Here is a 21,114-nt window from a genome sequence, read left to right as displayed (position 1 = left end):
CGCGAACCGTCGGCCGGCGTCGTCGCCCTCCCGTCTCCCGCCGCCCGCCTTCCGCCGTCGCTTATTAGGCCCGGGGCGTCGAACTCACCCCCATGCCACCGTCGGACCTCGTAGACAGAGTCGGTGACGTACTCGACGTGGACCCCGAGGCGTTCCAGGCGCGGGTCCGGGAGGACGCCGAGGTCGTCAAAGAGGAGATAGCCGCGGGGACGTTCGACAACCCGCAGGCCATCGTCGGCCTCGAGTACGAGTTCTACGCGACGAGCGACGACGGGTCGCTCGCGCGCGTCCCCCGGCGCGTGCTGGAGTTCGTGGGCTTCGAGAAGGAACTCGGCCTCCACAACGCCGAAATGTCCACCAGCCCCCAGCCGTTGAACCAGTACGGCCTCCGCGCGCAGGAGGCCGAGGTGCAGGCGAATCTGGACGCCGCGATGGAGCCGATGGCCGCCGAGGGCCTCCACCTCGTGAGCGACGGAATGTGGACGATTCCGCCCGAGGGCGAGACGGCCACCGAGTACCTCACGGACAGCGTCACGCGGGACGGCGCGGAGATGGCGGCGAACATGAGCGATTCGGCGCGCTACCACGCGATGGCGAACACCGACCAGCCCGCGGGGATGCGCCTCGACGCCCCCCACGTCTCCCTGCAGGCCGAGACGGTGATGCCGGAGGCGCTCATCACGTCCATCCAGCCCCACTACCAGGTGCCCCAGGCCGTCGACCTGCCGACGTACTTCCGGTACGCGCTCCGCTTTACGGCGCCCCTGCTCGCGCTCTGCGTGAACGCCCCCGTGTTCCCGCCGGACCTCTACGACGCCGACGCGACGCCCGAGGAGATTCTCGCGGACGGCTGGCAGGAGTCCCGCATCGACGTCTTCGAGTCGGTGCTGAACGTCCCCGGCGAACAGGAGAAGGTGCGGTTCCCCGAGGACTTCGACAGCGTCGCCGACGCGGTCGACCAGGTCGCCGAAGACGAGACCATCGTCCCGATGCCCGTCGAGTCCGGCGGGCGCTTCGACGACGAGTTCGCGCACTGGCGGCGCAAGCACGGCACGTTCTGGCGGTGGGTCCGCCCGGTGTTCGGCGGCTCGAGCCGCGAGAAGGCCAACGCCCGCATCGAGTTCCGCCCCATCGCCGGCCAGCCCACCGTCCGTGACACCATCGCGGTGCAGGCGGCGTTCGCGGGCCTCCTCGAGAACCTCCCCCGCACCGAACACCCGCTCTACGACCTCGACTGGGAGACCGCCCGCGACAGTTTCTACGACGCCGCGAAAAACGGCCTCGACGCCGACCTCGCGTGGATAGACGCCGACGGCGACCGCGTCACCGACCCGCGGGAACTGTACGCCGACCTCTTCGAGCAGGCCGAAGCGGGACTGCGGCGCCGCGGCCTCTCGAAGGACGAGGCCGCGAAGTACCTGTGGCCGCTCCGCCAGCGCGCCCGCCACGGCGTCACGCCCGCCGGATGGAAGCAGGCCCGCATCCGGGAGGCCTTAGACGAGGGCAACTCCTTCGAGAACGCGGTGTACGCGATGCAGTGCGAGTACATCGAGAACCAGCGAGAGACGCTCCTATCGGGGAGTTTCGCGGACTGGGTGGGGCGCGGCGACGAACTGGAGTGAGAGAGGAGAAGCCGCTTACAGCAGGTCGTCGAGTTCCTTGTGGCCGACGATGTCGATGCCGTCCTCCGTGATTCGGGTGATGTGGATGCCGTTGCCGGAGGCGGTGTCGCGTTCGCTCGCGGACTGGATGGCGCGCGCGCCGACCTGTTCGGCTTCGTCCATCGTCAGGTCGTCGGTGAACTCCTGTTCGAGGACACCGAGCGCGTACGGCATGCCGGAGCCCTGCGCGGTGTACTCGTCGGACATGGAACTTCCGCCGGGGTCGAGGCTGTAGACGTGTGCGCCGTCCTCGTCGACGCCGCCGAGAATCGGGACGACGAGGAAGAACGGGCCGCCGCGGAGGAGATTCGACGCCATCGTGGAGAGCGCGTTGATGGACATGTACTCGCCGCGGCGCGCCTCGTAGAGGTTCGCTTCGGCGCGCAGCGAGCGGATGAAACTCTGGGAGCCGCCGACGGAGCCGGAGATGGAGAGGGCGGCGTTCGGCTGAATCTTCTCGACTTTCTGGACGTTCTTGTTGGAGATGACGCGACCGCCGAGGCTCGCGCGCATGTCGGAGGCCATCAGGACGCCGTCCTCGGTGGTGATGCCGACGATGGTGGTGCCGGTCTTGTTCACGTTCTCCATGTCGGCCTTCGAGACGTCGTTCTCGGGGAGGGAGCCGACTTCCGGTTCGTACGGGTTCGGGGTGTCGTCGAACCGGGCCCGGTTCCGGGCGAAGTCCGCGCCGTCGTTGGAGTTGAACATTACCAGAGGTTACCAGTCGGGCACTGATAAAACCATCTTTTCCGGGGATTCCCTGCCCGTTCGAAAGGGCGTCTGAGGCGCTGAGCGGCGGATGCGTCAGTTCGCGGACTCGTAGGCGTGTTCCGCGCGCTCGACGAGTCGGCCGACCGGGAGCGTGACGCCGGCCCGGCGGACGAGCATGGCGAGTGGCATCAGGACGATGCCGAGTGCGAGCGTGGACTGGTAGGCCGCGAGCAGCCCGAGTCGGGTGATGCGTTCGAACATCTGAATGGTGCGTCGACAGGCGGAGGCAGTATAAACGTGTTTCGGACGGGGTGGCGACCACACCCCGTCGCAGTCTTGCGATTCAACTCCAGTGGTGTCCCGCGCAAGCAGCGACGCGCTCCGTCACAGGAGAGCGTAGGCGTGACGTTGGTGTGTCGGCGCCACTCTCTAAGTTATGCGAATCGTTCGAGTCACGTCCGCCGGGAGCCGAACCACAAAGCACGACTTGCCCCGCCTCATTTGGTCGGACATGAGCAACTACGTCGTTGCGATGGAAGCCGCGTGGCTGGTCCGTGACGTCGAGAACTCCGACGACGCCATCGGCGTCGCCGTGAGCGAAGCCGGCAAGCGACTGAACGACCAAGACCTCGACTACGTGGAAGTCGAGGCGGGCGTGACGGGCTGTCCGGCCTGCGGCGAGCCGCTGGACGCCGCGTTCCTCGCCGCCGAGACGGCGCTCGTCGGCCTCGTGCTGGAACTCACCGTGTTCAACGCTGACAGCGAGGAACACGCCGAGCGCATCGCGAAGAGCGAGGTCGGCGGCGCGCTCCGCGACGTCCCCCTCGAAGTCATCGAGGTCATCGAGGAGGGCGGCGGCGACGAGGAGGACGCGTAACGCCCGAACCTTTATCAATAACTGCTGGTAATCGGTGCGTATGCACCTGCCGACGCCCAAGGACTTGCGCGAGCGTCGGACCTCGCTCGAACTCACGCAGAGCGAGCTCGCCGACCGCGCAGGCGTCTCTCAGCCGCTCATCGCCCGCATCGAAGGGGGCGACGTCGACCCCCGGCTCTCCACGCTCCGCCGCATCGTCGAAGCCCTAGACGAGGCGGAGGGCGACGTGGTGCGCGCGGGCAACCTCATGCACGAGGAAGTCGTCCACGTCGCGCCCGACGACGCCGTGAAGGACGCCGTCGAGAAGATGCAGGACGCGGGATACTCCCAACTCCCGGTCATCACGAACGGCGTGCCGGTCGGCTCCATCAGCGACAGCGACGTGGTCCACGCCGGCGAGGACGTCGGCGACCACGCCGTCCGCGAAGTGATGAGCGAGAGTTTCCCGACCGTCTCGAAGGACGCGACGCTCGACGAGATTTCGAGTCTCCTCGACCACTACAAGGCCGTGATGGTGACCGAGGACGGCGTCACCGCCGGCATCATCACGCAAGCGGACGTGGCGGCCCGCGTCAGTTAGAGTTCCAGTCCGCGAACCGCCACTTCTTCGCCCTCCTCGACGCGACCGATGAGTTCGCCGTCCGTCGCTTCCGCCAGCGCCTCGGCGTCGTCGTCGGGGAGCGCGACGACGAACCCGGTCCCCATGTTGAACGTCCGGTGCATCTCCTCGTCGCTGACGTTCCCGGCGTCCTGCACGAACGCGAACACGTCGTGGGCCGGTAAGGGGTCCGTAATCTCGTAGCGGAACTCGCCCATCCGTTCGAGGTTCGTCCACCCGCCGCCGGTGACGTGCGCGGCGGCGTGGACGTCGCGCTCGCGCAGGTGGTCGAGCAGGTACGCGTAGATTCGGGTCGGTTCCAGCAGGGCCTCGCCGACCGTCTCGTAGCCGTCGCCGGGGAACGGTTCGTCGAAGCCGCCCTCGCGCTGGGCCGCCTCGCGGGCGAGCGTGAGGCCGTTCGAGTGGATGCCCGACGACGGGAAGCCGACGAGCGCGTCGCCCGCCTCGGCCTCGCCCGGGAACAACTCAGACTCGGTGGCGAGGCCCGCCACCGTCCCCGCGAGGTCGAAGCCCTTCACGACTTCCGGCATCACGGCCGTCTCGCCGCCGACGAGCGCCATCCCCGCCCCCTCGGCGCCCGCGGCCAGCCCCGCGCCGAGTTCGGCCTCGCGGCCCTCGCTCGGTTCGTCCACGGCGAGGTAGTCCACGAACGCCGCCGGCGCGACGCCCGCCGCGACGAGGTCGTTGACGTTCATCGCGACGCAGTCGATGCCCACCGTCGTGTAGTCGTCCAGCGCCTCCGCGACGAGCAGTTTCGTGCCGACGCCGTCCGTCGCCAGCGCGAGGTACTGGTCGCCGAGGTCCACGAGACCCGCGTACTCCGTGGTGTCGGCCGTCTCGGAGACGGCGCCGACGAGCGCCGCCGTCGCGGCCTCGCTGTCCTCGATGTCCACGCCCGCCTCGGCGTACGTGAGTTCCTCGTCCTCGCTGTCGGTCATACACGGACGTGCGTAATTATCGGCGAAAAGCGTGCCGGTCTATGCGCGATGAATCAATTCAGCCGAAGAACAGCAGGAGCGCCGGGCCGATTGTCGGCACGGCCGCCGCCGCGTACGCGGTCGGACTCCAGTCGAGGACCGTCCGCCCGTCGAGGGGGCCGAACGGAATCATGTTGAAGCCCGCGAGCAGGACGTTGATGAACAGGCCGCGCCACCCGAGTTCGGGCGCGACGGTCACCATCAGCGCGTACGAGACGACCGCGAGGCCGACGTTCGTCACCGGGCCGGCGAGCGCCACGAGGCCGTGCTCGCGGGGCGTGATGTAGCCGCGGTGGTGGACCGCGCCCGGCGCCGCGAACAGGAACCCCGCGAGACCGCCCGCGACGGCGAGCGCGAGCATCCCGAAGTCCGCGCGGAACTCCGCGTGCTGACCGAACCGCACCGCGACGACCTTGTGCGCGAGTTCGTGCAGGAGGAAGGCGACGCCGACGGTGGCGAGACTGAGCAGGAACTCCTCGGCGAACGGCGCGCTCGTCAGCACGTCGCCCATCGTCGTCGCCGTCACGTCCACGTACAGCAGGCTGAACGCGAATCCGAGTGCCAGCCACGCCACGGCGAGGTCGCGCAACTCCCGGGTGCTGAACTGCATCAGAACAGCCCCCAGATGGCTTCGGCGCTGTTCTCCGCGCCGCGCACCATCGCGTCAGTCAGGGCGCCGACGCTGTCGAACGGCCCGCCGACCAGCGGCAACACGACGAACGGGAACAGCGCGCTCGCGACGAAACTCCCGACGTTCGTCATCGCCACCACGGAGATGAGGCGGAACAGCGGCACGTCGAGCATGTCCGAGAGGATGGCGCGAATCGGGCGCTCCTCGTCGTCTAAGAGTTCGTTCAGCGTGCTGATGTCCGCGACCCGCACCTGGAGGTAGCGCAGTTCGACGTAGCCCGCGAACCACCCCGGCGCGAGCAGGGGATTCACGCTCGTCAGCCACGCCACGCCGCCGCCGACGCCCGCGCTCGTCCAGTGGGCGCCCCCGAGTTTCGCGGCGGCCGCCGAAATTATCCCGTTGAACAGAAACCACGCCGCGAACACCTGCAGGAGCACGGTGTTGTCCACCCCCGCCATCACCAGCAACACGAAGAAGGCCAGAAAGCCCAGCGTGAGCAACAGACCGAACAGTTTCCCGATAGAGAATCGCTTCTCGTCGACGCCCGTCAGCGAGTGCATCGGCGGCAGTTCCTCCGGATGTTCGAGATAGCGTTCGATGCCCTCGCGGTGGCCGGCGCCGACGACGGCGACGACGTGTTTGCCCTGCTCGCGGAGCGCGACCAGGTTGTGCGCGATGAACGCGTCGCGCTCGTCGATGAGCGCGGCCGCGCCGTCCGGGCTGAACCGCCGGAACTCCTCCATCATCGCGGACACCACGTCGGCGTCGGTGAGTTCCGCCATGTCGAACTCCTCGACGTCCTCGTCTGGTGCGCTCCGCGCGAACAGCGCGACGAAGACGACGCCGAGGACGAGCGCGCCGCCGATGGCGAACAGGCCGGCCTCGGCGATACCGCCGACTATCGCGAGCACCGTGGATGCGGCTCCGAGACCAGTCGGTGCGGCCGGGAGGACGAACGGCCCGCCGAGTGCGACGGCGACGACGCCGACCAAAAAGCCGACGACGCCGCCGACCGCGAGGCCGAGCGTGCGACTGTCGGTGACGCCGAGGGCGAGTTCGCCGACGAGTCTGAGTTTCTCGATTGCGGTCATCCGCGACCAGAACCGCTGAATCGTCACCTGGATGTCGCGGTCGACGAGCGCCACGTCCGCGCCGACCGCCTCGGCGGCGTCGACGCCGGCTTTCATGTCCGCGCCGGGTTCGATGCCGAACTTGTCGCCGAGGCGCTGTTGCACGTACGAGAGCAGCCAGTACGCGAGGAACTGGAACGCCATGCTCCCCTTCAGGAGGTCGCTGGCGTTGAGGTCGTCGGGCGCCTCGCCCTGCATCTGCCGGAACCGACCCTCGTCTAACTCCACCGCGACGGTGTCCGGTTCCTCCTCCTCGATTACGCGTTCCACCTCCTCGACGCTGTCCGCGGAGACGTGGGCGGTGCCGACGACGCGGACCGACCCCTCGCTCGCCGCGGCTTCCTCGCTCATTGGTTGTGACTTACTCGGGCCGGCCTTACGCTTGTCGGATGTGACCACGCCCGCCCGCGCCCGGGACGGAAGGTTTCAATGCCCGGCCCGCGAACGCCGAGCCATGACCGACGACGTGCGACTGATGGACTCGTACACGGAGATGACCGAGTTGCTGCTGCCCAACGACACGAACAACCTCGGACGCGCGCTCGGTGGCGCCGTCCTCCACTGGATGGACATCTGCGCGGCCATCGCGTCGATGCGCTTTGCGGGCAATCAGTGCGTCACGGCGTCGATGGACCACGTCGACTTCATCAGCCCCATCGAGATGGGCGAGGTCGCCGTCGTGGAGGCGTACGTCTTCGACACCGGGTCGACGAGCATCGACGTGAAAGTCGACGTGCGCGCGGAGGACCCCCGCGAGGGCACGAAGCGCAAGACCACGTCCTCGCTTTTCACGTTCGTCGCGCTGGACGACGACGGCAAGCCGACCGACGTGCCGGACCTCGTCTGCGAGTCCGAGGCCGAGGAAGGCCTGCGCACCGCCGCGTTCGACGCGAAGGCCGAGCAGGCCGGCGACGCCTAACCTTTTCACCGCTCGCCGCCTACCGTCGGGCGTGTCACTCGACGCGCCCGCACCCGACCCGCCGGACCTCGAAGGCGACCCCGACGAGTACGAGGACGTCTCGGTAGAAGGAACGGACTACCACCGCGACGACCTCCAGTCGTTCCTCGAAGACGGCGCGTGGGAGCAGGCCTTCGAGTCGTGGGCCGAGACCACGAATCTCGACCGCGAGGCCTTCGACGTGGCCGTCGACCTCGGCCTGTTCGACCAGTTCGACTTCTTCTGGGACGACTTCGCGGACCGCGTCGGCTACCACGCGCCCGGCCTCCCCGAGAACTGGCGCGAGCGCGACATCCACGCCGATTTGGACTCGTGGGGCACCGTCTCCGGCATCAACGCCGCGCTCGCCGAACTCGGCGCCGAGGTCTCCCGCGTCCTGAAAGACGACTACGTGGACTGGGAGGCTGACTACGACGCGCCCGACGACCTCCCCGACTTCTGACTCGCCGCCCCGGTTTCGCCATCTACTCTCGCGTTACCTCTCGGCTCTCTCACGCCCCCTCGTCGGGCGCGTCGTCGCCTGATTCGTCGGACGGCGACCGCACGACGACCACTGGCCCGAGGCCTTCGGCAGCGATGCGGTCCTCGAGTTCCCCGAACAGGAATTCCCTGAGCGTCGGCGTCGGCTCGCTCACGACGACGGCGTCGTACTCGCGGCCGATGTCCGCGACGGCGTCCACGACGCCGCCCGTCTCGCGCTCGAGCGTGGTGATGCGGCCGGCGGGCACGCCCGCGTCTCGAATCGCGCCGGCGGCGTCGCTGGCCGACGGCACGTCGCCCGGCGTCTCGGGCGCCGTCAGCGTCGTCACGGACACGTCGCGATCGGCGGCGAGCGCCGCGACGACGCCCGAAAGCCGGTCGAGGTCGGTGCCGGCCACGAGCGGCACGAGCAGGTCGTCGGCATCCGTGGCCGGATTGAGGTGGACGACGGCGTCCGCGTCCCGTTCGGCGGCGGTGCGGTCGACCGTGGCGTCGCCGTCGTTCGTGAACGCGAGCACCGTCTCGACGCTCGCGCCGGCCTCGCGGAACGCGTCGGCGGCGTCTTCGAGGGCGGCGGTGGCGCGCTCCTCGAACTGGTCGCGTCCCTGCTCGGGCGGCGTCTGCTCGGGGAGCACGTGGTAGCCGAGGACGACCACGTCGGTCGGCGCGAGCAGTTCGGCGACGCCGGGCGGCACGGACTCGCCGCGGAGCACGCGCACCGGAACGAGCACGCGCATCACGCGCTCACCCCCGAGAGGTCGACGTCCCGGGCGTAGTAGCCGTACCACGCGACTGCGGCGAGCATCAGCGCGACGCCGACCGCCTGCGAGAGCGGCTGCATGAACAGCAGCATCGCGAACGACGCGGCGGCGCCGACCAGCGGGACGACGGGGTGGCCGGGCACCCGAAAGTCGGGGTCGTACCAGTCCGGGTCGCGGCGGCGGAGCACGACCAGCGCGACGCAGACGAGACCGTACATCACGAGGTGGAGGAACGACGCCACCTCGGCGAGTACCTCGACGCGGCCGAGCGCGACGAGCGCGAGAACGGGGACGCCCGCCATCCCGAGCGCGACGTGCGGGGTGCCGTACCGGAGGTTCACTCGGCCGGCCCGCGACGGCAGGAGCGCGTCCCTGCTGAGCGCGTACACCGCCCGGGAGGAACTGAGAATCGACGCGTTCGCCGACGAGACGGTCGCGAGCAGCCCCGCGACGAGGATGGCGTACGCGCCCACCGGCCCGACGAGCGCCCGCGCGACGTTCACCATCGCCGTCTCGCCGAACGCGCCCAGTTCGGCGCTCGGGAACGCGCTCGTCGCGACGAGCACGGCGACGACGTACAGGAAGCCGACGGCGAGCACGGACCCGACCATGCCGAGCGGGAGGTTCCGCCTCGGCTTTTTGATTTCGCCGGCGACGGTCGCCACCTGCGCGAAGCCGAGGTAGGACGTGAACACGAGCGCGGACGTGGTGAGAATCGGCGCGAGACCGAAGGGCGCGAACGTCTCGGGCGCCGTCTCGCGGCCGAAGACGCCGAGCGCGTCGAGACCACCGTAGGAGAGGAACAAGACGAGAATCCCCAACAGCAGGCCGACGACGACGTTCTGGAGTTTCGCGGTGTTCTCGGTGCCGGTGACGCTGACGCCGGTGAGCACCGCGCCGAACGCGAGCGCGAGCGGCGGACCGGGGTCGAACCGGGGGACGGCTCCGGCGGACGCGAGCAGTTCGGCGGCGTAACTCCCGAACCCGAGGAGGTAGAACGCGGACGCGAACACCAGCCCGAGCCAGAGGCCGATACCGACGACGGCGCCGGCGAGCGTGCCGAGCGCCCGCGACACGAAGTAGTATCCGCCGCCGGACCGCGGCATCGCCGTCGCCAACTCGGAGGTGGGGAGCGCGACGAGGAGCGCGACGACAGCGCCGATTGCGAACGACGCGGCCGCGGCGGGGCCCGCTTCGCCGGCCGCGATGCCGGGGAACACGAAGATGCCGGCGCCGATCATCGTCCCGACGCCGATGGAGAGCGCGCCCGCGAGGCCGATGGAGCGCTCGAGTTGGGTGCCCTCCTCGGTGACCGTCACGTCGGCCTCGTCGGTGTAGTCGGTCTCCGCGGCGACCGGCTGGTCGGGGCCGGGGCCCGAGCCACCCTCGGCGCGTGCCATGTGTCACCGTGGGGCGGCCAGCGAGAAAGCGTTAGGGGGAGAACCGGTCAGTCTTCGACCGCGGCGGCGGCGTTGACGATGGTCTCCTCGCCGAACTTCGGGCCGACGAGTTGGAGGCCGACCGGGAGGCCCTCCGAGGTGCCGGCGGGCACGGAGATTGCGGGGAGGTTCGCGAGGTTCACGGGGGTGGTGTTGGCGTCCGCGAGGTACATCTTCAGCGGGTCGTCGAGGCTCTCGCCCAACTCGGGCGGGAGCATCGGCATCGTCGGCGACGCGAGCACGTCCACGTCATCGAACGCCTCGTCGAAGTCCTGTTTCACCCACGACCGCGCCTCCTGGGCCTGCTTGTAGTACTTGTCGTGGTAGCCCGCGGAGAGCGCGTACGTCCCGAGGAGGATGCGGCGCTTGACCTCGTCGCCGAACCCCTCCGAGCGCGCCTTCGCGAACGACTCGTTCCAGTTGCCGTCGTAGCCTCCGCTGTGGCCGTAGCGCACGCCGTCGAAGCGCGCGAGATTCGAGGACGCTTCGGACATCGCGATGACGTAGTACGCGGCGACGGCGTACTCGACGGACGGCAGGGACACCTCCACGACCTCGGCGCCCTGCGCTTCGAGGTCGTCGAGCGCGTCCTCGAACACGTCCACGACGGCGTCCTCGGCACCTTCGACGAGTTCGGTGGGGACGCCGATGGTGAGGCCGTCCACGTCGCCCTCGGCGGCGCCCGCGTAGTCCGAGTCGGCGCCCTCCTCGCGGGTCTCGCGGGCGTCGCCCGCTCGACTGTCCGAGGTGCGTCGCACCTCGCGTGTCGTCCCGTCGTGTTCGTCCGGGCCCGCGACGACGTCGAGGAGCGCGGCGGCGTCCTCGACCGTCTCGGCGATGGGGCCAATCTGTTCGAGGCTGTTCGCGTACGCGACGAGGCCGTACCGGGAGACGAGGCCGTACGTCGGCTTGATGCCGACGACGCCGCAGTACGCGGCCGGGCACCGAATCGAGCCGCCGGTGTCCGACCCGAGCGCGAGGTCGGCCTCGCCCGCCGCGACGGCGGCCGCCGAACCGCCGGAGGAGCCGCCGGGTACGCGGGACTCGTCGACGGGGTTCTTCGTCGCGCCGAAGTACGACGTCTCGGTGGTGGTTCCCATCCCGAACTCGTCCATGTTCGCCTTCCCGACGATGGTCGCGCCCGCGTCCTTCAGGCGGGAGACGACGGTGGCGTCGTAGGGCGGTTCGTACCCTTCGAGCATCTTCGACCCGCAGGTCGTCTCGACGCCCTCGGTGGAGATGTTGTCCTTGACGGCGACCGTCGCGTCCGCGAGCGCGCCGTCGTCGTCGCCCTCGATTCGCTGTTCGGTGATGAATGCGTTCAGGCTCATTACGATACGTTCGGACCCTTGAAGCGGCCGTCCTCGGTCTCGTCTGCGTTCGCGAGCGCGTCGGCTTGGCTCAGGCACTCTTCGACCTCGTCGGCGCGCATCACGTTCACGAGGTCGGGTTCGGCCTCAACCTCGGGGACGTCTTCGAGCGCCTCGAAGTGCGCGAGAATGTCGCCGAACTGGTCGACGAATTCGTCGACCTCGTCGTCGTCGAGGTCGACGCGCGCGAGGTCCGCGACGTGACGGACTTCCTCGGCGTCCACGGAATCGGGCATACCCGTTCGGTGTCGCGTGCCGGCGGTAAGCGTTTCGATGAGGTCGCTCGCGCCCCGGGTGTGCTAACGACTGCCAAAGGTCTTTTGTTCTCTCGCGCCCTCAGTTAAGTCGTACTCACCGTTCTCCCAGCCACGGGACAAGTGGCCAGCCCTCACCATGCGCGACACCACGACCCGCGAATCGGAACAGGACGCCGACGAGACCGAACAGTCCGAGTCGGCCGACGAGACCCAGCGCTGTCCGGAGTGCGGCGGCAACCTCGTCGTCGACGAGGAGCGCGGCGAGACGGTCTGCGAGGACTGCGGGCTCGTCGTCGAGGAGGACAGCATCGACCGCGGGCCCGAGTGGCGCGCCTTCGACGCCGCCGAGAGCGACCAGAAGTCCCGCGTCGGCGCGCCCACGACGAACATGATGCACGACAAGGGGCTGTCGACGAACATCGGCTGGCAGAACAAGGACGCCTACGGGAACGCGCTCACCGGCCGCCAGCGCCGGAAGATGCAGCGACTCCGGAAGTGGAACGAGCGCTTCCGCACCCGGAGCTCCAAGGAGCGCAACCTCAAGCAGGCGCTCGGCGAAATCGAACGCATGGCCTCCGCGCTCGGCCTGCCGGACAACGTCCGCGAGACCGCCTCTGTCATCTACCGACGCGCGCTCGACGACAACCTCCTCCCCGGCCGGAGCATCGAGGGCGTCGCGACGAGCGCGCTGTACGCCGCCGCCCGGCAGGCCAACGCCCCGCGGAGCCTCGACGAGGTGGCGAGCGTGAGTCGCGTGGAGCGCGACGAAATCGCGCGCACCTACCGGTACGTCGCGCGCGAACTCGGCCTCGAAGTCGCGCCCACCGACCCCGCGAGTTACGTCCCGCGCTTCTGCTCGGAACTCGACCTCCCGGACGAGGTCGAGCGGCGCGCACGCGAACTCTTAGACGCCGCCGCGAACGCCGGCATCACCTCGGGGAAATCGCCGGTCGGCCTCGCCGCCGCCGCCGTCTACGCCGCCAGCCTCCTCTCGAACGAGCGCATCACGCAGAGCGAGGTCAGCGACGTCGCGAACATCTCCGAGGTCACCATCCGGAACCGTTACCACGAGATTCTGGAGGCTGGCGGCGAGGAGTCCGTCGAAGCGTAACCCCTTTCCGCGGTCTCGCGGACTCCCGAGCATGGAGACCACCCGCCACTTCACCGCCACCGTCTACGTCGTCAACGACGGCGCCGTCGCCCTCCACGAGCACGCCCGCCTCGGCATCCGCATCCCGCCGGGCGGCCACGTCGACCGCGACGAACTCCCCCACGAGGCCGGGAAGCGCGAGGTCCGCGAGGAGACCGGTCTCGAACCGACGATTCTCGGCGACGCGCCGGACGTACCGGCGCCCGACGGCGAGGCGCTCCCGACGCCGCGCTACCAGATGTGTTACGACATCAACGTCCACGGGAACGGGTCGGTCGGCCACCAGCACATCGACCACCTCTACTTCGCCACCGTCCCCTCGCGGGACATCGACCCCGCACACGGCGAGGAACCGCCGTCCGCGTGGGACTGGTACACCGCCGCCGACCTCCGGGACAGCGACCTCGACGCCGACACGGTGCAACTCGGCCTCGAAGCCATCGCCGCCGCCGAGTAGTCAGCCGGGGGAGTCAGTTCGTGTTCGTCATGCCGCCGTCGACGGTGAGGCTCTCGCCGTTCACGTAGTCGCCCATGTCGCTCGCGAGGTAGACGGCGGCGTCCGCGATGTCGCCGGGGTCGCCGAAGCGGCCCGAGGGCACGTCTTCGAGGAATTCCTCGCCGGACTCGGCGCCGACGATGGGCACGTCCTCGGTGGTCATCGACGTGTCGATGATACCGGGGTGGATGGCGTTCACGCGCACGCCTGCCGGTCCCAACTCGGCGGCCAGCGAGTACGTGAGCAGGCGGACCGCGCCCTTCGACGCGCAGTACGTCGCGAACCCCGCCGACCCTTCGAGGCCGGCGACGCTGGAGAGATTGATGATGGTGCCGCCGTCACCCGCGACCATCTTCTCCGCGGCGGCCTGCGCGCCGAAGAAGGTCCCCTTGACGTTCACGTTCATCAACTCCTGGAACTGCGTCTCGCTGACCTCGGTGAACTCCTCGCCGCGGAAGATGCCGGCGTTGTTCACCATGCACGTGACGCCGCCGTACTCCTCGGCCGCCTCAACCGCCGCCTTCGTGCGCGTCGGGTCGCTCACGTCGCAGTCCACGAACATCGCGGACCGTTCAGTCTCCGACTCGATTACCTCCGCGGTGGTCCGGTCCTCGTCGGGGTCCCGGGAGTCCTCGCGCACGTCCGCGACGACCACGTCCGCGCCCTCCTCGGCGAACGCGAGGCAAATCGCGCGCCCGATGCCCGAACTCCCGCCCGTCACGACCGCCGTCTGCCCGTCCAGTAGGTCTGACATACACTCGACTAGTAGGGCTGCTCACACCTTCAACGTGGGTGTGCGTCCCAGAATCAGAGACGGCTCTCGACGTACTTCGTGACGTGGTCGTCCATCCGGCGCTTGAACCCCGCCTGCCGAGCCAATCTGTCAACCTCGCGAGCGACGAGGCTGCCGTACTGCACCGCCTTCTTGTCCCGGGACGCGACCGAATCGGGGAGTCGCTCGCGGGCGGCCTCGCGGAGCGCTCGCTTCCGCGTCTCCCCGGAGACCAGCCACTCGCCCGGCAGCGAGAGCGCCGCGCGCACCACGTCGTCGCGGAGGAGCGGCGTCACCGGTTCGACGCCCGCGGCGCGGAGCGCGAGCAGGTCGCGTTCCAGTTGGTCGGGGAGCGACAGCAGCGTCTCGCGGCGCGCGCCACGCACCGTGTCGGCGTCCGTGCGCGGGTCGTCGGGCGCCTTCGCCACCTTCGCGTAGCCGCCGAACAGTTCGTCCGCGCCCTGCCCGAGCGCGAGACGCTCGAAGCCATCCGCCGCGACGCGCTCGGCGACCAGATACAGGGGGAGCGCGATTTGCACGTCCATCGCGTTCGTCCGTCCGATTGCGCGCGCCACCGGCGGAACCGCGGCCTCGATGTCGTCGAGTGTCACCTCGTGGACGCGCAGGTCTTCGGCCCGCCCCATCGCGTCCGCGGCGTCTCTCGCGGCCTCGATGTCGGTGCTCCCCTCGTACCCGACGACGTACAGCGGCGCCTCGACGGCCGACGCGATGAGCGCGGAGTCGACGCCCCCCGAGAACGCCACCGCGAGTCCCGACTCCGAGAGCCCGGCGAGCGCACCCTCGATTGTCTCGCGGACGCGCTCGACCGGTCGCTCGCCGTCGGCGGGCGGGTCCGGGAGCGTCCACGCTTCGCCGACCTCGCCGTCCTCCCGGACGTGTCCCGCCGGGAGCAGCGTCGGGTTCGAGAGGTCGCCGGGGTCGTAACTCCAGTCGTCGCCGTCGTAGTAACAGAGTTCGCGGCCGAGCACGTCCCGGACGAGGCGGCTGTCCGGGAGTTCGCCCGCGAAGCCCGCGGTGCCCGGCAAGGGGTCGCCGTCGGCGAGCGCGGTTTCGACCGCGTCGGCGGCCGCGCCGCGCATCACAGGAACTCCCGGATTCGGTTCTTCACGCGGCGCTTCGCGCCGCCCGCGGCCTGCCGGAAACTGATGTGCCACGGCGTGCGCTTCCCCTCGACGCTCGTCTCCCCGGCGCGAATCGCGTCCAGAATCGCGTCGACGGAGCGCTCGGTCGCGCCGACGCGGGTCACCGCCTGCCCCACCATCTCCGCGATGTGGGCGTCGCTCCCGGCGGTCATCGGGAGGTCGTGTTCGCGCGCGAACTCCTCGGCTTTCCGGTTCGCGCGCCCGGTCAACAGCCGCGAGTTGTACACCTCGATGGCGTCGGCGGTCGCCAACTCCGCCCGCGAGATGTTCGCCATCACGCCGCTGCGCGAGGACTGGAACGGGTGGGGGACGACCGCGATGCCGCCTCGCTCTCGAATCTCGGCCAGCGTCTCCGCGAACGGCAGGCCCGCGGGCACCGCTTCCTCGACGCCGATGGCGAGCACGTGACCGTCCGCGCTCGTCACCTCCATGCCGGGGATGCCGACGAGGCCGTACTCCGCGGCGAGGTCGGCGGCGCGCAGGCTCGCCTCGATTTCGTCGTGGTCCGTCACCGCGAGGGCGTCGAGCCCCACCGCCTGCGCCTGCTCTAACAGCATCTCGACGGGGTCGCGGCCGTCGTGGGAGAGCGCGGAGTGCGTGTGGAGTTCGACCGACAGCACGCCCCGAGGTTACGGAGGGGTCGGCAAAAGCGCCTCGGTCCGAGCGTGGATGGCTGTCTCCGACGCGACGTTGCTCACGAACGTGCGTATAGAAACGACTAAACGCCCGTAGAAGAACCAAGAAAGTGAATGCCACTCGCCGACTCGGACCGCCGTCTGGTCGAGGCCGAACTCGGCCGCGACCCCACGCCCGCGGAGGCCGCGCTCTTCGAGAACCTCTGGAGCGAACACTGCGCGTACCGCTCCTCGCGTCCGCTGCTGTCGGCGTTCGACAGCGAGAGCGAGGACGTCGTCGTCGGCCCCGGCGACGACGCCGCCGTCGTGCGCGTGCCCGGCACCGACCAACTGCTCACGTTCGGCGTCGAGAGCCACAACCACCCGAGCTACGTCGACCCCTACGACGGCGCCGCCACGGGCGTCGGCGGCATCGTCCGCGACACGCTCTCGATGGGCGCGTACCCCATCGCGCTCGCGGACTCGCTGTACTTCGGTGACTTCGCCCGCGAGCACTCCCGGTACCTCCTCGACGGCGTCGTGGAGGGCATCAGCGACTACGGGAACGCCATCGGCGTCCCGACCGTCACCGGTTCCACGCAGTTCCACGAGGACTACGAGGGCAACCCCCTCGTGAACGTCGCCTGTGTCGGTCTGCTCTCCGAGGACCGCCTCGTCACGGCGGCCGTCAAAGAACCCGGAAACACCCTGCTGCTCGTCGGGAACGCGACGGGCCGCGACGGCCTCGGTGGCGCGAGTTTCGCGAGCGAGGACCTCGCGGAGGACGCCGAGACCGAGGACCGGCCCGCGGTGCAGGTCGGCGACCCGTACACGGAGAAACTCCTGATAGAGGCCAACGAGACCTTACTCGACCGCGACCTCGTGGTCGCCGCCCGCGACCTCGGCGCGGCGGGCCTCGGCGGCGCATCCTCCGAGATGGTCGCGCAGGGCGGCCTCGGCGCGCGCCTCGACCTCGAAGCCGTCCACCAGCGCGAGCCGAACATGAACGCGCTCGAAATCCTGCTCGCCGAATCCCAGGAGCGGATGTGCTACGAGGTCCGACCCGAGGACGTCGAGGCGGTCCGCGAGGTCGCCGAGCGCTTCGACCTCGGCTGTTCGGTCATCGGCGACGTCACCGAGGGGAACTACGTCTGCGAGTTCGATGGCGAGGTCGTCGTGGACGCGCCCGCGGAGTTCCTCGCGGACGGCGCGCCGATGAACGATCTCGAGCGCGAGGAGCCCGCGCCGGCCGAGACGGACCTCCCGGACGCCGACCTCGCCGAGGCGTTCGACGCCGTACTCGCGAGTCCGAACACCGCGAGCAAGGAGTGGGTGTACCGCCAGTACGACCACGAGGTCGGGAACCGCACGCTCCGACGTCCCGGCGGCGACGGCGCGCTGCTCACGCTCCCCGAAACCGACGAGGAGACCGCCGTCGCGCTGTCGGCGGGCGCGAATCCGAACTGGACCGACGCCGACCCCTATCGGGGCGCGTACGCGACGGCCGTCGAGAACGCTACGAACCTCGCGGCGGCGGGCGCACGACCGCTCGCGGCGGTCGACTGCCTGAACGGCGGAAACCCCGAGAAGCCCGACGTGTACGGCGGCTTCGCCGCGGCGGTCGACGGCCTCGCCGACGGCTGTCGGGACCTCTCGGTGCCCGTCGTCGGCGGGAACGTCAGCCTCTACAACGACTCGAACGCCGGCCCCGTGCCGCCGACGCCGACGCTCGCGGTGCTCGGCGTTCGGGACGGCTACGACGCGCCCGGTCTCGAACTCGCGGGCGACGGCAACCTCGTGCTCGTCGGCGGGCACGCCGACGCCCTCGGCGGCTCCGAGTACCTCGCGCAGTGCGGCGGGAGCGACGCCTTCCCCGAACCCGACGACTCGGGCGTCGCCGCCGTCCGGGACGCCGCGCGCCACGACGCGACGCTCGCCGTCCACGACGTGAGCGACGGCGGCCTCGCGGTGACGCTCGCCGAGATGGTGACCGACGACGCGGGCGTCGACGTCGAACTTCCGGACGCCGCGGCGCTGTTCTCGGAGGCACCGGGTCGCGCTGTCGTGGAGACGACGGACGCCGACGCGCTCCGCGAGACCGTGGACGCGCCGGTCGTCGACCTCGGGACGGCGACCGGCGACGGCGTGCTGTCCGTGACGGTCGGTGACGAGACGGTCGCGTACGGCGTCGAGGCGATTCGCGAGGCTCGGGACGTGCTCGCCCGCGAACTCGACTAGGTTCCGGAACCGGAGAAGATGCGAGTATTTTGCGCGCCGTGACCGTCTCTGTCTAGAACAGCGCGGGGAACGCGTACGCCACCGCGAGGCCCACGAGCAGGACGACCAAGCCGGTCGTGACCTGCCCCATCGAGTAGTCCTGCATCGGTGACGTGACGCGCCCGCTCTCGTCGTCGTGGTCGTGGTCGTCGGACATACGCGGCGGTTCTGTGCGGTCGTACTTGGCAGTACCGAACCGGCCCGGTCGACTACGCGCCGTCGTGGCGGACGATGTGGACGTCGTAGCGGTCGTCCGCGGAGACGTTCTGCCCGACGGACGTGATGCCGCCGACCATCCGACCGGCGTTGTCGCTCCCGATGAACACGACCGACGCGTCGGCCTCGACCGCCATCTCTCGAATCGCACGGCTGACGCGGCCGTGGGGCGCGTACTGGTCGACCGCGCGGTGTCTGAGTTCCACGTCCGGGTCGAACTCGGCCACGGTCTCCGTGAGGTTTTGCGCCACCGTCTCCACGTCGAACGTCTCGTCGCCACTCAGCCAGCCGTGCTCTCGGGCGTGCCCGGAGTCTCGCTTGATGGCAGTGACGGCGACGACGTCCTCCCCCACGGCGTCCCCGTACTCGACGGCGCGACGCAGCGCCGTCCGCGACAGCGGCGTGTTGTCGAACGCGACCACGTAGGTCATCGATGCCACCGAGGAACCCGAGTGCCCTTAGCGTAACGGAGTGCGGGAGGCGTGTCGCGTGCCAGTCTCGACGCACACCTTCGCGTGGATTTATGTAGTGTGACGCCCCCAACAGGAGACGTGACCGAGGAGACACGGGACTCGCGGACGGTCTGCCGACGGCGGTACCTCGCTGCCGTCTCGTCGCTCGCCGCGACCGGCCTCGCCGGGTGTAGCGCCGCGACCGGCCTCGCCGGGTGTAGCGCCGCCCCCGGCGGGAGTGGCGGCCGCTCTCTCCCCGCGTTCGCCTCCCTGCTCGCGGACACCGACGGCAGGGACGGCACCTACTCGTTCGTCTCGCTCGACGCGGCGTTCGACGGCGGGGGCGACAACGGCGGCGAGGACGACACCCTGCCGACCGACCCGCTGGTGGCAAACCCCGTCGCGTCCGTCTCCGAGTTGGTGTTCCTGTACGCGTTCGTCGAGATGGGTGACGTCGGCACGGTCGTCGACGAACACGACGCCTCGAAGCAGGGAGACCAGCGAATCCTCTCGGTGAACACCGCCCTGCTGCGAACCGGCGATTTCGACGTGCCGGCCGCCGCCGACGCCCTCCGCGGCCTCGACGCGTTCGGCTTCGAGACCGTCGCCGACGCGGACCGGGGCGTGGTCCTCGACAGCGCCGAACTCGGGTTCGCGGTCGGACTGACGCCGGACGCGTTCGTGTTCGCGCGCGACCTCCCGGACGCACCGTCGGACCCCGCGTCGGTCGCCGAGGCGCACGTCGCGACGCTCGCCGGCGACCGCTCCGCGAAACACGAACGCGACGACGAGTTCGCCGAACTGCTCCGGCGCGCGGACACGTCGGGGCTCGCGTTCGGCGTCTACGCGGACGACGCGCCGGCGGTCGACGCCGGCGAGGCCGCCGACGCTGACTACGGCGAGTGGACGCGAAACGAGGACGTGCCTACCGGGACGCTCGCGCCGTTCGACGGCGCGCGCGGGTTCGTCCAGCGACTCGGACCGGTCGCCGCCGTCGACGAGTACGTCAGCCCGCTCGCCGTCGTCCCGCCGGAGTCAGACGACGGCGACCTGTCCGCGACCGCGGTGGTCGCGTCGGGCGGCCGGAACGTCGACCCGGACGGCCTGGGCGACGCGGTCGGGCGCCGGGCTGAGGACGTGACGGTCCGCTCCGGCGACGGCTTCGTTCGCGCGCGAGCGACGTACCCGCCGTCGGCGTTCGAGTAGGCCGTCGACACCGAACGGTTTTCCTTCGCCTCGCTCCTTCGTTCGAGCATGTACACACCGACCGGCCGAACGGGGGGAAAGCGATGACGCTCACGAAGCGCGTCATCCCCTGCATCGACGTGGCGCTCGACGACGACGGCGAGGCCGCCGTCTACACGGGCGTCAACTTCGAGGATTTGGAGTACACCGGCGACCCGGTGGAGATGGCGAAACGCTACAACGAGGCGGGCGCCGACGAGTTCGTCTTCCTCGACATCACCGCGTCGGCGGACGGCCGCGAGACGATGCTCGACACCGTCTCCGCGGTGGCCGACGAGGTGTTCATCCCCCTGACTGTGGGTGGCGGCATCCGGGACACCGACGACATCAAGGAGACGCTGCGCGCGGGCGCCGACAAGGTGTCCATCAACACCGGCGCGCTCGAACGCCCCGAACTCATCACGGAGGGCGCGAAGGCGTTCGGAAACCAGTGTATCGTCATCTCCGTGGACGCGCGTCGGCGCTTCGACGAGCAGGGCGAACACTACGAGCAGGTCGACGGCGAGTCCTGCTGGTTCGAGTGTACCGTCAAGGGCGGCCGCGAGGGCACTGGCGTCGACGTCGTGGAGTGGGCCCGAGAGGCCGAAGAGCGCGGCGCCGGCGAACTGTTCGTGAACTCCATCGACGCCGACGGCACGAAAGACGGCTACGACCTCCCGCTGACCGGCGCGGTCTGTGACGCTGTCTCCACGCCCGTCATCGCGTCCTCCGGCTGTGGCTCCCCCCAGCACATGCTCGAGGCGTTCGAGTCGGGCGCGGACGCCGCGCTCGCCGCCTCTATCTTCCACTTCGACGAGTACTCCATCGACGAGACGAAGGCGTACCTCGACGAGCACGGCGTCCCCGTCAGACGTTGAT

At 69.8% G+C, this 21,114-nt stretch carries 24 protein-coding genes; 10 read left to right on the top strand and 14 right to left on the bottom strand.

The features are described from left to right. Positions 1-92: 92 nt before the first annotated feature. Positions 93-1,622 carry a hypothetical protein gene (locus tag LT972_RS08020; protein WP_232569260.1) on the top strand — a complete coding sequence of 510 codons (1,530 nt, stop codon included), beginning with the start codon at positions 93-95 and terminating at the stop codon, positions 1,620-1,622. A gap of 15 nt (positions 1,623-1,637) precedes the next feature. Here LT972_RS08020 and psmB read toward each other — a convergent pair whose 3' ends face one another. Together psmB and LT972_RS08010 are read right to left on the bottom strand one after the other, a co-directional pair. Further along, the gene (gene psmB, locus LT972_RS08015; RefSeq protein WP_232569258.1) at positions 1,638-2,369 is read right to left on the bottom strand and encodes an archaeal proteasome endopeptidase complex subunit beta; all 732 of its coding nucleotides are present in this window, start codon (positions 2,367-2,369) and stop codon (positions 1,638-1,640) included. 96 nt (positions 2,370-2,465) lie between these two features. After that, a complete protein-coding gene (locus tag LT972_RS08010; RefSeq protein WP_232569256.1) occupies positions 2,466-2,633 on the bottom strand; it encodes a hypothetical protein in 168 nt (55 codons plus the stop codon). A 250-nt stretch (positions 2,634-2,883) separates the two neighbouring features. Here LT972_RS08010 and LT972_RS08005 point away from each other — a divergent pair, with 250 nt between their 5' ends. Together LT972_RS08005 and LT972_RS08000 are read left to right on the top strand one after the other, a co-directional pair. Then, positions 2,884-3,249, top strand: coding sequence for a DUF555 domain-containing protein (locus LT972_RS08005; protein ID WP_232569255.1), 366 nt, complete (start codon positions 2,884-2,886; stop codon positions 3,247-3,249). A 40-nt stretch (positions 3,250-3,289) separates the two neighbouring features. After that, the gene (locus LT972_RS08000; protein WP_232569253.1) at positions 3,290-3,829 is read left to right on the top strand and encodes a CBS domain-containing protein; all 540 of its coding nucleotides are present in this window, start codon (positions 3,290-3,292) and stop codon (positions 3,827-3,829) included. Here LT972_RS08000 and purM read toward each other — a convergent pair. From purM to LT972_RS07985, 3 genes are read right to left on the bottom strand one after another with little or no spacing between them, the layout of a single operon-like run. Next, entirely contained in the window at positions 3,826-4,806 is a 981-nt protein-coding gene (purM, locus tag LT972_RS07995; RefSeq protein ID WP_232569251.1) for a phosphoribosylformylglycinamidine cyclo-ligase, read from the bottom strand. The genes LT972_RS08000 and purM overlap by 4 nt on opposite strands. A gap of 58 nt (positions 4,807-4,864) precedes the next feature. Beyond that, complete coding sequence (locus LT972_RS07990; RefSeq protein WP_232569249.1) at positions 4,865-5,455, bottom strand: zinc metalloprotease; 591 nt, start codon at positions 5,453-5,455, stop codon at positions 4,865-4,867. Next, the gene (locus LT972_RS07985) at positions 5,455-6,957 is read right to left on the bottom strand and encodes a TraB/GumN family protein (RefSeq protein WP_232569248.1); all 1,503 of its coding nucleotides are present in this window, start codon (positions 6,955-6,957) and stop codon (positions 5,455-5,457) included. The genes LT972_RS07990 and LT972_RS07985 overlap by 1 nt, the downstream gene beginning before the upstream one ends. Before the next feature lie 103 nt (positions 6,958-7,060). On the opposite strand from LT972_RS07985, the gene LT972_RS07980 reads away from it, so the two are divergent. Together LT972_RS07980 and LT972_RS07975 are read left to right on the top strand one after the other, a co-directional pair. Then, positions 7,061-7,525: an acyl-CoA thioesterase gene (locus LT972_RS07980; protein WP_232569246.1), complete on the top strand. Its 465-nt coding sequence runs from the start codon at positions 7,061-7,063 to the stop codon at positions 7,523-7,525. 31 nt (positions 7,526-7,556) lie between these two features. Continuing rightward, positions 7,557-8,006 carry a hypothetical protein gene (locus tag LT972_RS07975; protein ID WP_232569244.1) on the top strand — a complete coding sequence of 150 codons (450 nt, stop codon included), beginning with the start codon at positions 7,557-7,559 and terminating at the stop codon, positions 8,004-8,006. Between the two features lie 49 nt (positions 8,007-8,055). Here LT972_RS07975 and LT972_RS07970 read toward each other — a convergent pair whose 3' ends face one another. Genes LT972_RS07970 through gatC form a run of 4 tightly spaced genes read right to left on the bottom strand, consistent with a single transcriptional unit; the run spans position 8,056 to position 11,850 of the window. Continuing rightward, positions 8,056-8,781 (bottom strand): universal stress protein, encoded by a 726-nt coding sequence (locus LT972_RS07970; RefSeq protein WP_232569242.1) that lies wholly within the window; start codon positions 8,779-8,781, stop codon positions 8,056-8,058. Further along, positions 8,781-10,205: an APC family permease gene (locus tag LT972_RS07965; RefSeq protein ID WP_232569240.1), complete on the bottom strand. Its 1,425-nt coding sequence runs from the start codon at positions 10,203-10,205 to the stop codon at positions 8,781-8,783. The genes LT972_RS07970 and LT972_RS07965 overlap by 1 nt, the downstream gene beginning before the upstream one ends. Before the next feature lie 47 nt (positions 10,206-10,252). After that, a complete protein-coding gene (gene gatA / locus LT972_RS07960; protein ID WP_232569238.1) occupies positions 10,253-11,575 on the bottom strand; it encodes an Asp-tRNA(Asn)/Glu-tRNA(Gln) amidotransferase subunit GatA in 1,323 nt (440 codons plus the stop codon). Next, positions 11,575-11,850: an Asp-tRNA(Asn)/Glu-tRNA(Gln) amidotransferase subunit GatC gene (gatC, locus tag LT972_RS07955; protein WP_232569236.1), complete on the bottom strand. Its 276-nt coding sequence runs from the start codon at positions 11,848-11,850 to the stop codon at positions 11,575-11,577. The genes gatA and gatC overlap by 1 nt, the downstream gene beginning before the upstream one ends. 157 nt (positions 11,851-12,007) lie before the next feature. Between gatC and LT972_RS07950 the strand changes: the two genes are divergently transcribed. Both LT972_RS07950 and LT972_RS07945 read left to right on the top strand, forming a co-directional pair. Further along, positions 12,008-12,982, top strand: a complete 975-nt coding sequence (locus LT972_RS07950; RefSeq protein ID WP_232569235.1) for a transcription initiation factor IIB — start codon at positions 12,008-12,010, stop codon at positions 12,980-12,982. A gap of 31 nt (positions 12,983-13,013) precedes the next feature. After that, positions 13,014-13,478, top strand: coding sequence for an NUDIX hydrolase (locus LT972_RS07945; protein ID WP_232569233.1), 465 nt, complete (start codon positions 13,014-13,016; stop codon positions 13,476-13,478). Positions 13,479-13,491: 13 nt separating this feature from the next. Here the strand turns inward: LT972_RS07945 and LT972_RS07940 are convergent, their stop codons facing one another. From LT972_RS07940 to LT972_RS07930, 3 genes are read right to left on the bottom strand one after another with little or no spacing between them, the layout of a single operon-like run. Continuing rightward, entirely contained in the window at positions 13,492-14,271 is a 780-nt protein-coding gene (locus LT972_RS07940) for an SDR family oxidoreductase (protein ID WP_232569231.1), read from the bottom strand. Between the two features lie 53 nt (positions 14,272-14,324). Beyond that, the gene (locus tag LT972_RS07935) at positions 14,325-15,389 is read right to left on the bottom strand and encodes an asparagine synthase C-terminal domain-containing protein (RefSeq protein WP_232569229.1); all 1,065 of its coding nucleotides are present in this window, start codon (positions 15,387-15,389) and stop codon (positions 14,325-14,327) included. Next, complete coding sequence (locus tag LT972_RS07930) at positions 15,389-16,072, bottom strand: PHP domain-containing protein (RefSeq protein WP_232569227.1); 684 nt, start codon at positions 16,070-16,072, stop codon at positions 15,389-15,391. Before LT972_RS07930 ends, LT972_RS07935 begins: the two co-directional genes overlap by 1 nt. A gap of 129 nt (positions 16,073-16,201) precedes the next feature. Between LT972_RS07930 and purL the strand changes: the two genes are divergently transcribed. Continuing rightward, positions 16,202-18,304, top strand: coding sequence for a phosphoribosylformylglycinamidine synthase subunit PurL (gene purL / locus LT972_RS07925; RefSeq protein ID WP_232569225.1), 2,103 nt, complete (start codon positions 16,202-16,204; stop codon positions 18,302-18,304). 52 nt (positions 18,305-18,356) lie between these two features. On the opposite strand, the gene LT972_RS07920 is transcribed toward purL, so the two are convergent. Both LT972_RS07920 and LT972_RS07915 read right to left on the bottom strand, forming a co-directional pair. Beyond that, positions 18,357-18,500, bottom strand: coding sequence for a DUF7550 family protein (locus tag LT972_RS07920; RefSeq protein ID WP_232569223.1), 144 nt, complete (start codon positions 18,498-18,500; stop codon positions 18,357-18,359). 52 nt (positions 18,501-18,552) lie between these two features. Further along, entirely contained in the window at positions 18,553-18,990 is a 438-nt protein-coding gene (locus LT972_RS07915) for a universal stress protein (RefSeq protein ID WP_232569222.1), read from the bottom strand. Between the two features lie 120 nt (positions 18,991-19,110). Here LT972_RS07915 and LT972_RS07910 point away from each other — a divergent pair, with 120 nt between their 5' ends. Both LT972_RS07910 and hisF read left to right on the top strand, forming a co-directional pair. Continuing rightward, positions 19,111-20,217, top strand: a complete 1,107-nt coding sequence (locus tag LT972_RS07910) for a hypothetical protein (RefSeq protein ID WP_232569220.1) — start codon at positions 19,111-19,113, stop codon at positions 20,215-20,217. Between the two features lie 83 nt (positions 20,218-20,300). Next, on the top strand, positions 20,301-21,113 hold the full coding sequence (gene hisF, locus LT972_RS07905; RefSeq protein WP_232569218.1) for an imidazole glycerol phosphate synthase subunit HisF: 813 nt from the start codon (positions 20,301-20,303) through the stop codon (positions 21,111-21,113). Position 21,114: the final 1 nt, after the last annotated feature.

Origin of the sequence: Halobacterium litoreum (genome assembly GCF_021233415.1) — an archaeon.
Taxonomy (GTDB): domain Archaea; phylum Halobacteriota; class Halobacteria; order Halobacteriales; family Halobacteriaceae; genus Halobacterium; species Halobacterium litoreum.
This window is presented reverse-complemented; position numbering and strand designations above follow the sequence as displayed.

Coding starts and splice junctions, on each gene's coding strand:
- LT972_RS08020 (WP_232569260.1), top strand. CDS start 93: ATGCCACCGTCGGACCTCGTAGACAGAGTCGGTGACGTACTCGACGTG.
- psmB (WP_232569258.1), bottom strand. CDS start 2,369: ATGTTCAACTCCAACGACGGCGCGGACTTCGCCCGGAACCGGGCCCGG.
- LT972_RS08010 (WP_232569256.1), bottom strand. CDS start 2,633: ATGTTCGAACGCATCACCCGACTCGGGCTGCTCGCGGCCTACCAGTCC.
- LT972_RS08005 (WP_232569255.1), top strand. CDS start 2,884: ATGAGCAACTACGTCGTTGCGATGGAAGCCGCGTGGCTGGTCCGTGAC.
- LT972_RS08000 (WP_232569253.1), top strand. CDS start 3,290: ATGCACCTGCCGACGCCCAAGGACTTGCGCGAGCGTCGGACCTCGCTC.
- purM (WP_232569251.1), bottom strand. CDS start 4,806: ATGACCGACAGCGAGGACGAGGAACTCACGTACGCCGAGGCGGGCGTG.
- LT972_RS07990 (WP_232569249.1), bottom strand. CDS start 5,455: ATGCAGTTCAGCACCCGGGAGTTGCGCGACCTCGCCGTGGCGTGGCTG.
- LT972_RS07985 (WP_232569248.1), bottom strand. CDS start 6,957: ATGAGCGAGGAAGCCGCGGCGAGCGAGGGGTCGGTCCGCGTCGTCGGC.
- LT972_RS07980 (WP_232569246.1), top strand. CDS start 7,061: ATGACCGACGACGTGCGACTGATGGACTCGTACACGGAGATGACCGAG.
- LT972_RS07970 (WP_232569242.1), bottom strand. CDS start 8,781: ATGCGCGTGCTCGTTCCGGTGCGCGTGCTCCGCGGCGAGTCCGTGCCG.
- LT972_RS07965 (WP_232569240.1), bottom strand. CDS start 10,205: ATGGCACGCGCCGAGGGTGGCTCGGGCCCCGGCCCCGACCAGCCGGTC.
- gatA (WP_232569238.1), bottom strand. CDS start 11,575: ATGAGCCTGAACGCATTCATCACCGAACAGCGAATCGAGGGCGACGAC.
- gatC (WP_232569236.1), bottom strand. CDS start 11,850: ATGCCCGATTCCGTGGACGCCGAGGAAGTCCGTCACGTCGCGGACCTC.
- LT972_RS07950 (WP_232569235.1), top strand. CDS start 12,008: ATGCGCGACACCACGACCCGCGAATCGGAACAGGACGCCGACGAGACC.
- LT972_RS07945 (WP_232569233.1), top strand. CDS start 13,014: ATGGAGACCACCCGCCACTTCACCGCCACCGTCTACGTCGTCAACGAC.
- LT972_RS07940 (WP_232569231.1), bottom strand. CDS start 14,271: ATGTCAGACCTACTGGACGGGCAGACGGCGGTCGTGACGGGCGGGAGT.
- LT972_RS07935 (WP_232569229.1), bottom strand. CDS start 15,389: ATGCGCGGCGCGGCCGCCGACGCGGTCGAAACCGCGCTCGCCGACGGC.
- purL (WP_232569225.1), top strand. CDS start 16,202: ATGCCACTCGCCGACTCGGACCGCCGTCTGGTCGAGGCCGAACTCGGC.
- LT972_RS07920 (WP_232569223.1), bottom strand. CDS start 18,500: ATGTCCGACGACCACGACCACGACGACGAGAGCGGGCGCGTCACGTCA.
- LT972_RS07915 (WP_232569222.1), bottom strand. CDS start 18,990: ATGACCTACGTGGTCGCGTTCGACAACACGCCGCTGTCGCGGACGGCG.
- hisF (WP_232569218.1), top strand. CDS start 20,301: ATGACGCTCACGAAGCGCGTCATCCCCTGCATCGACGTGGCGCTCGAC.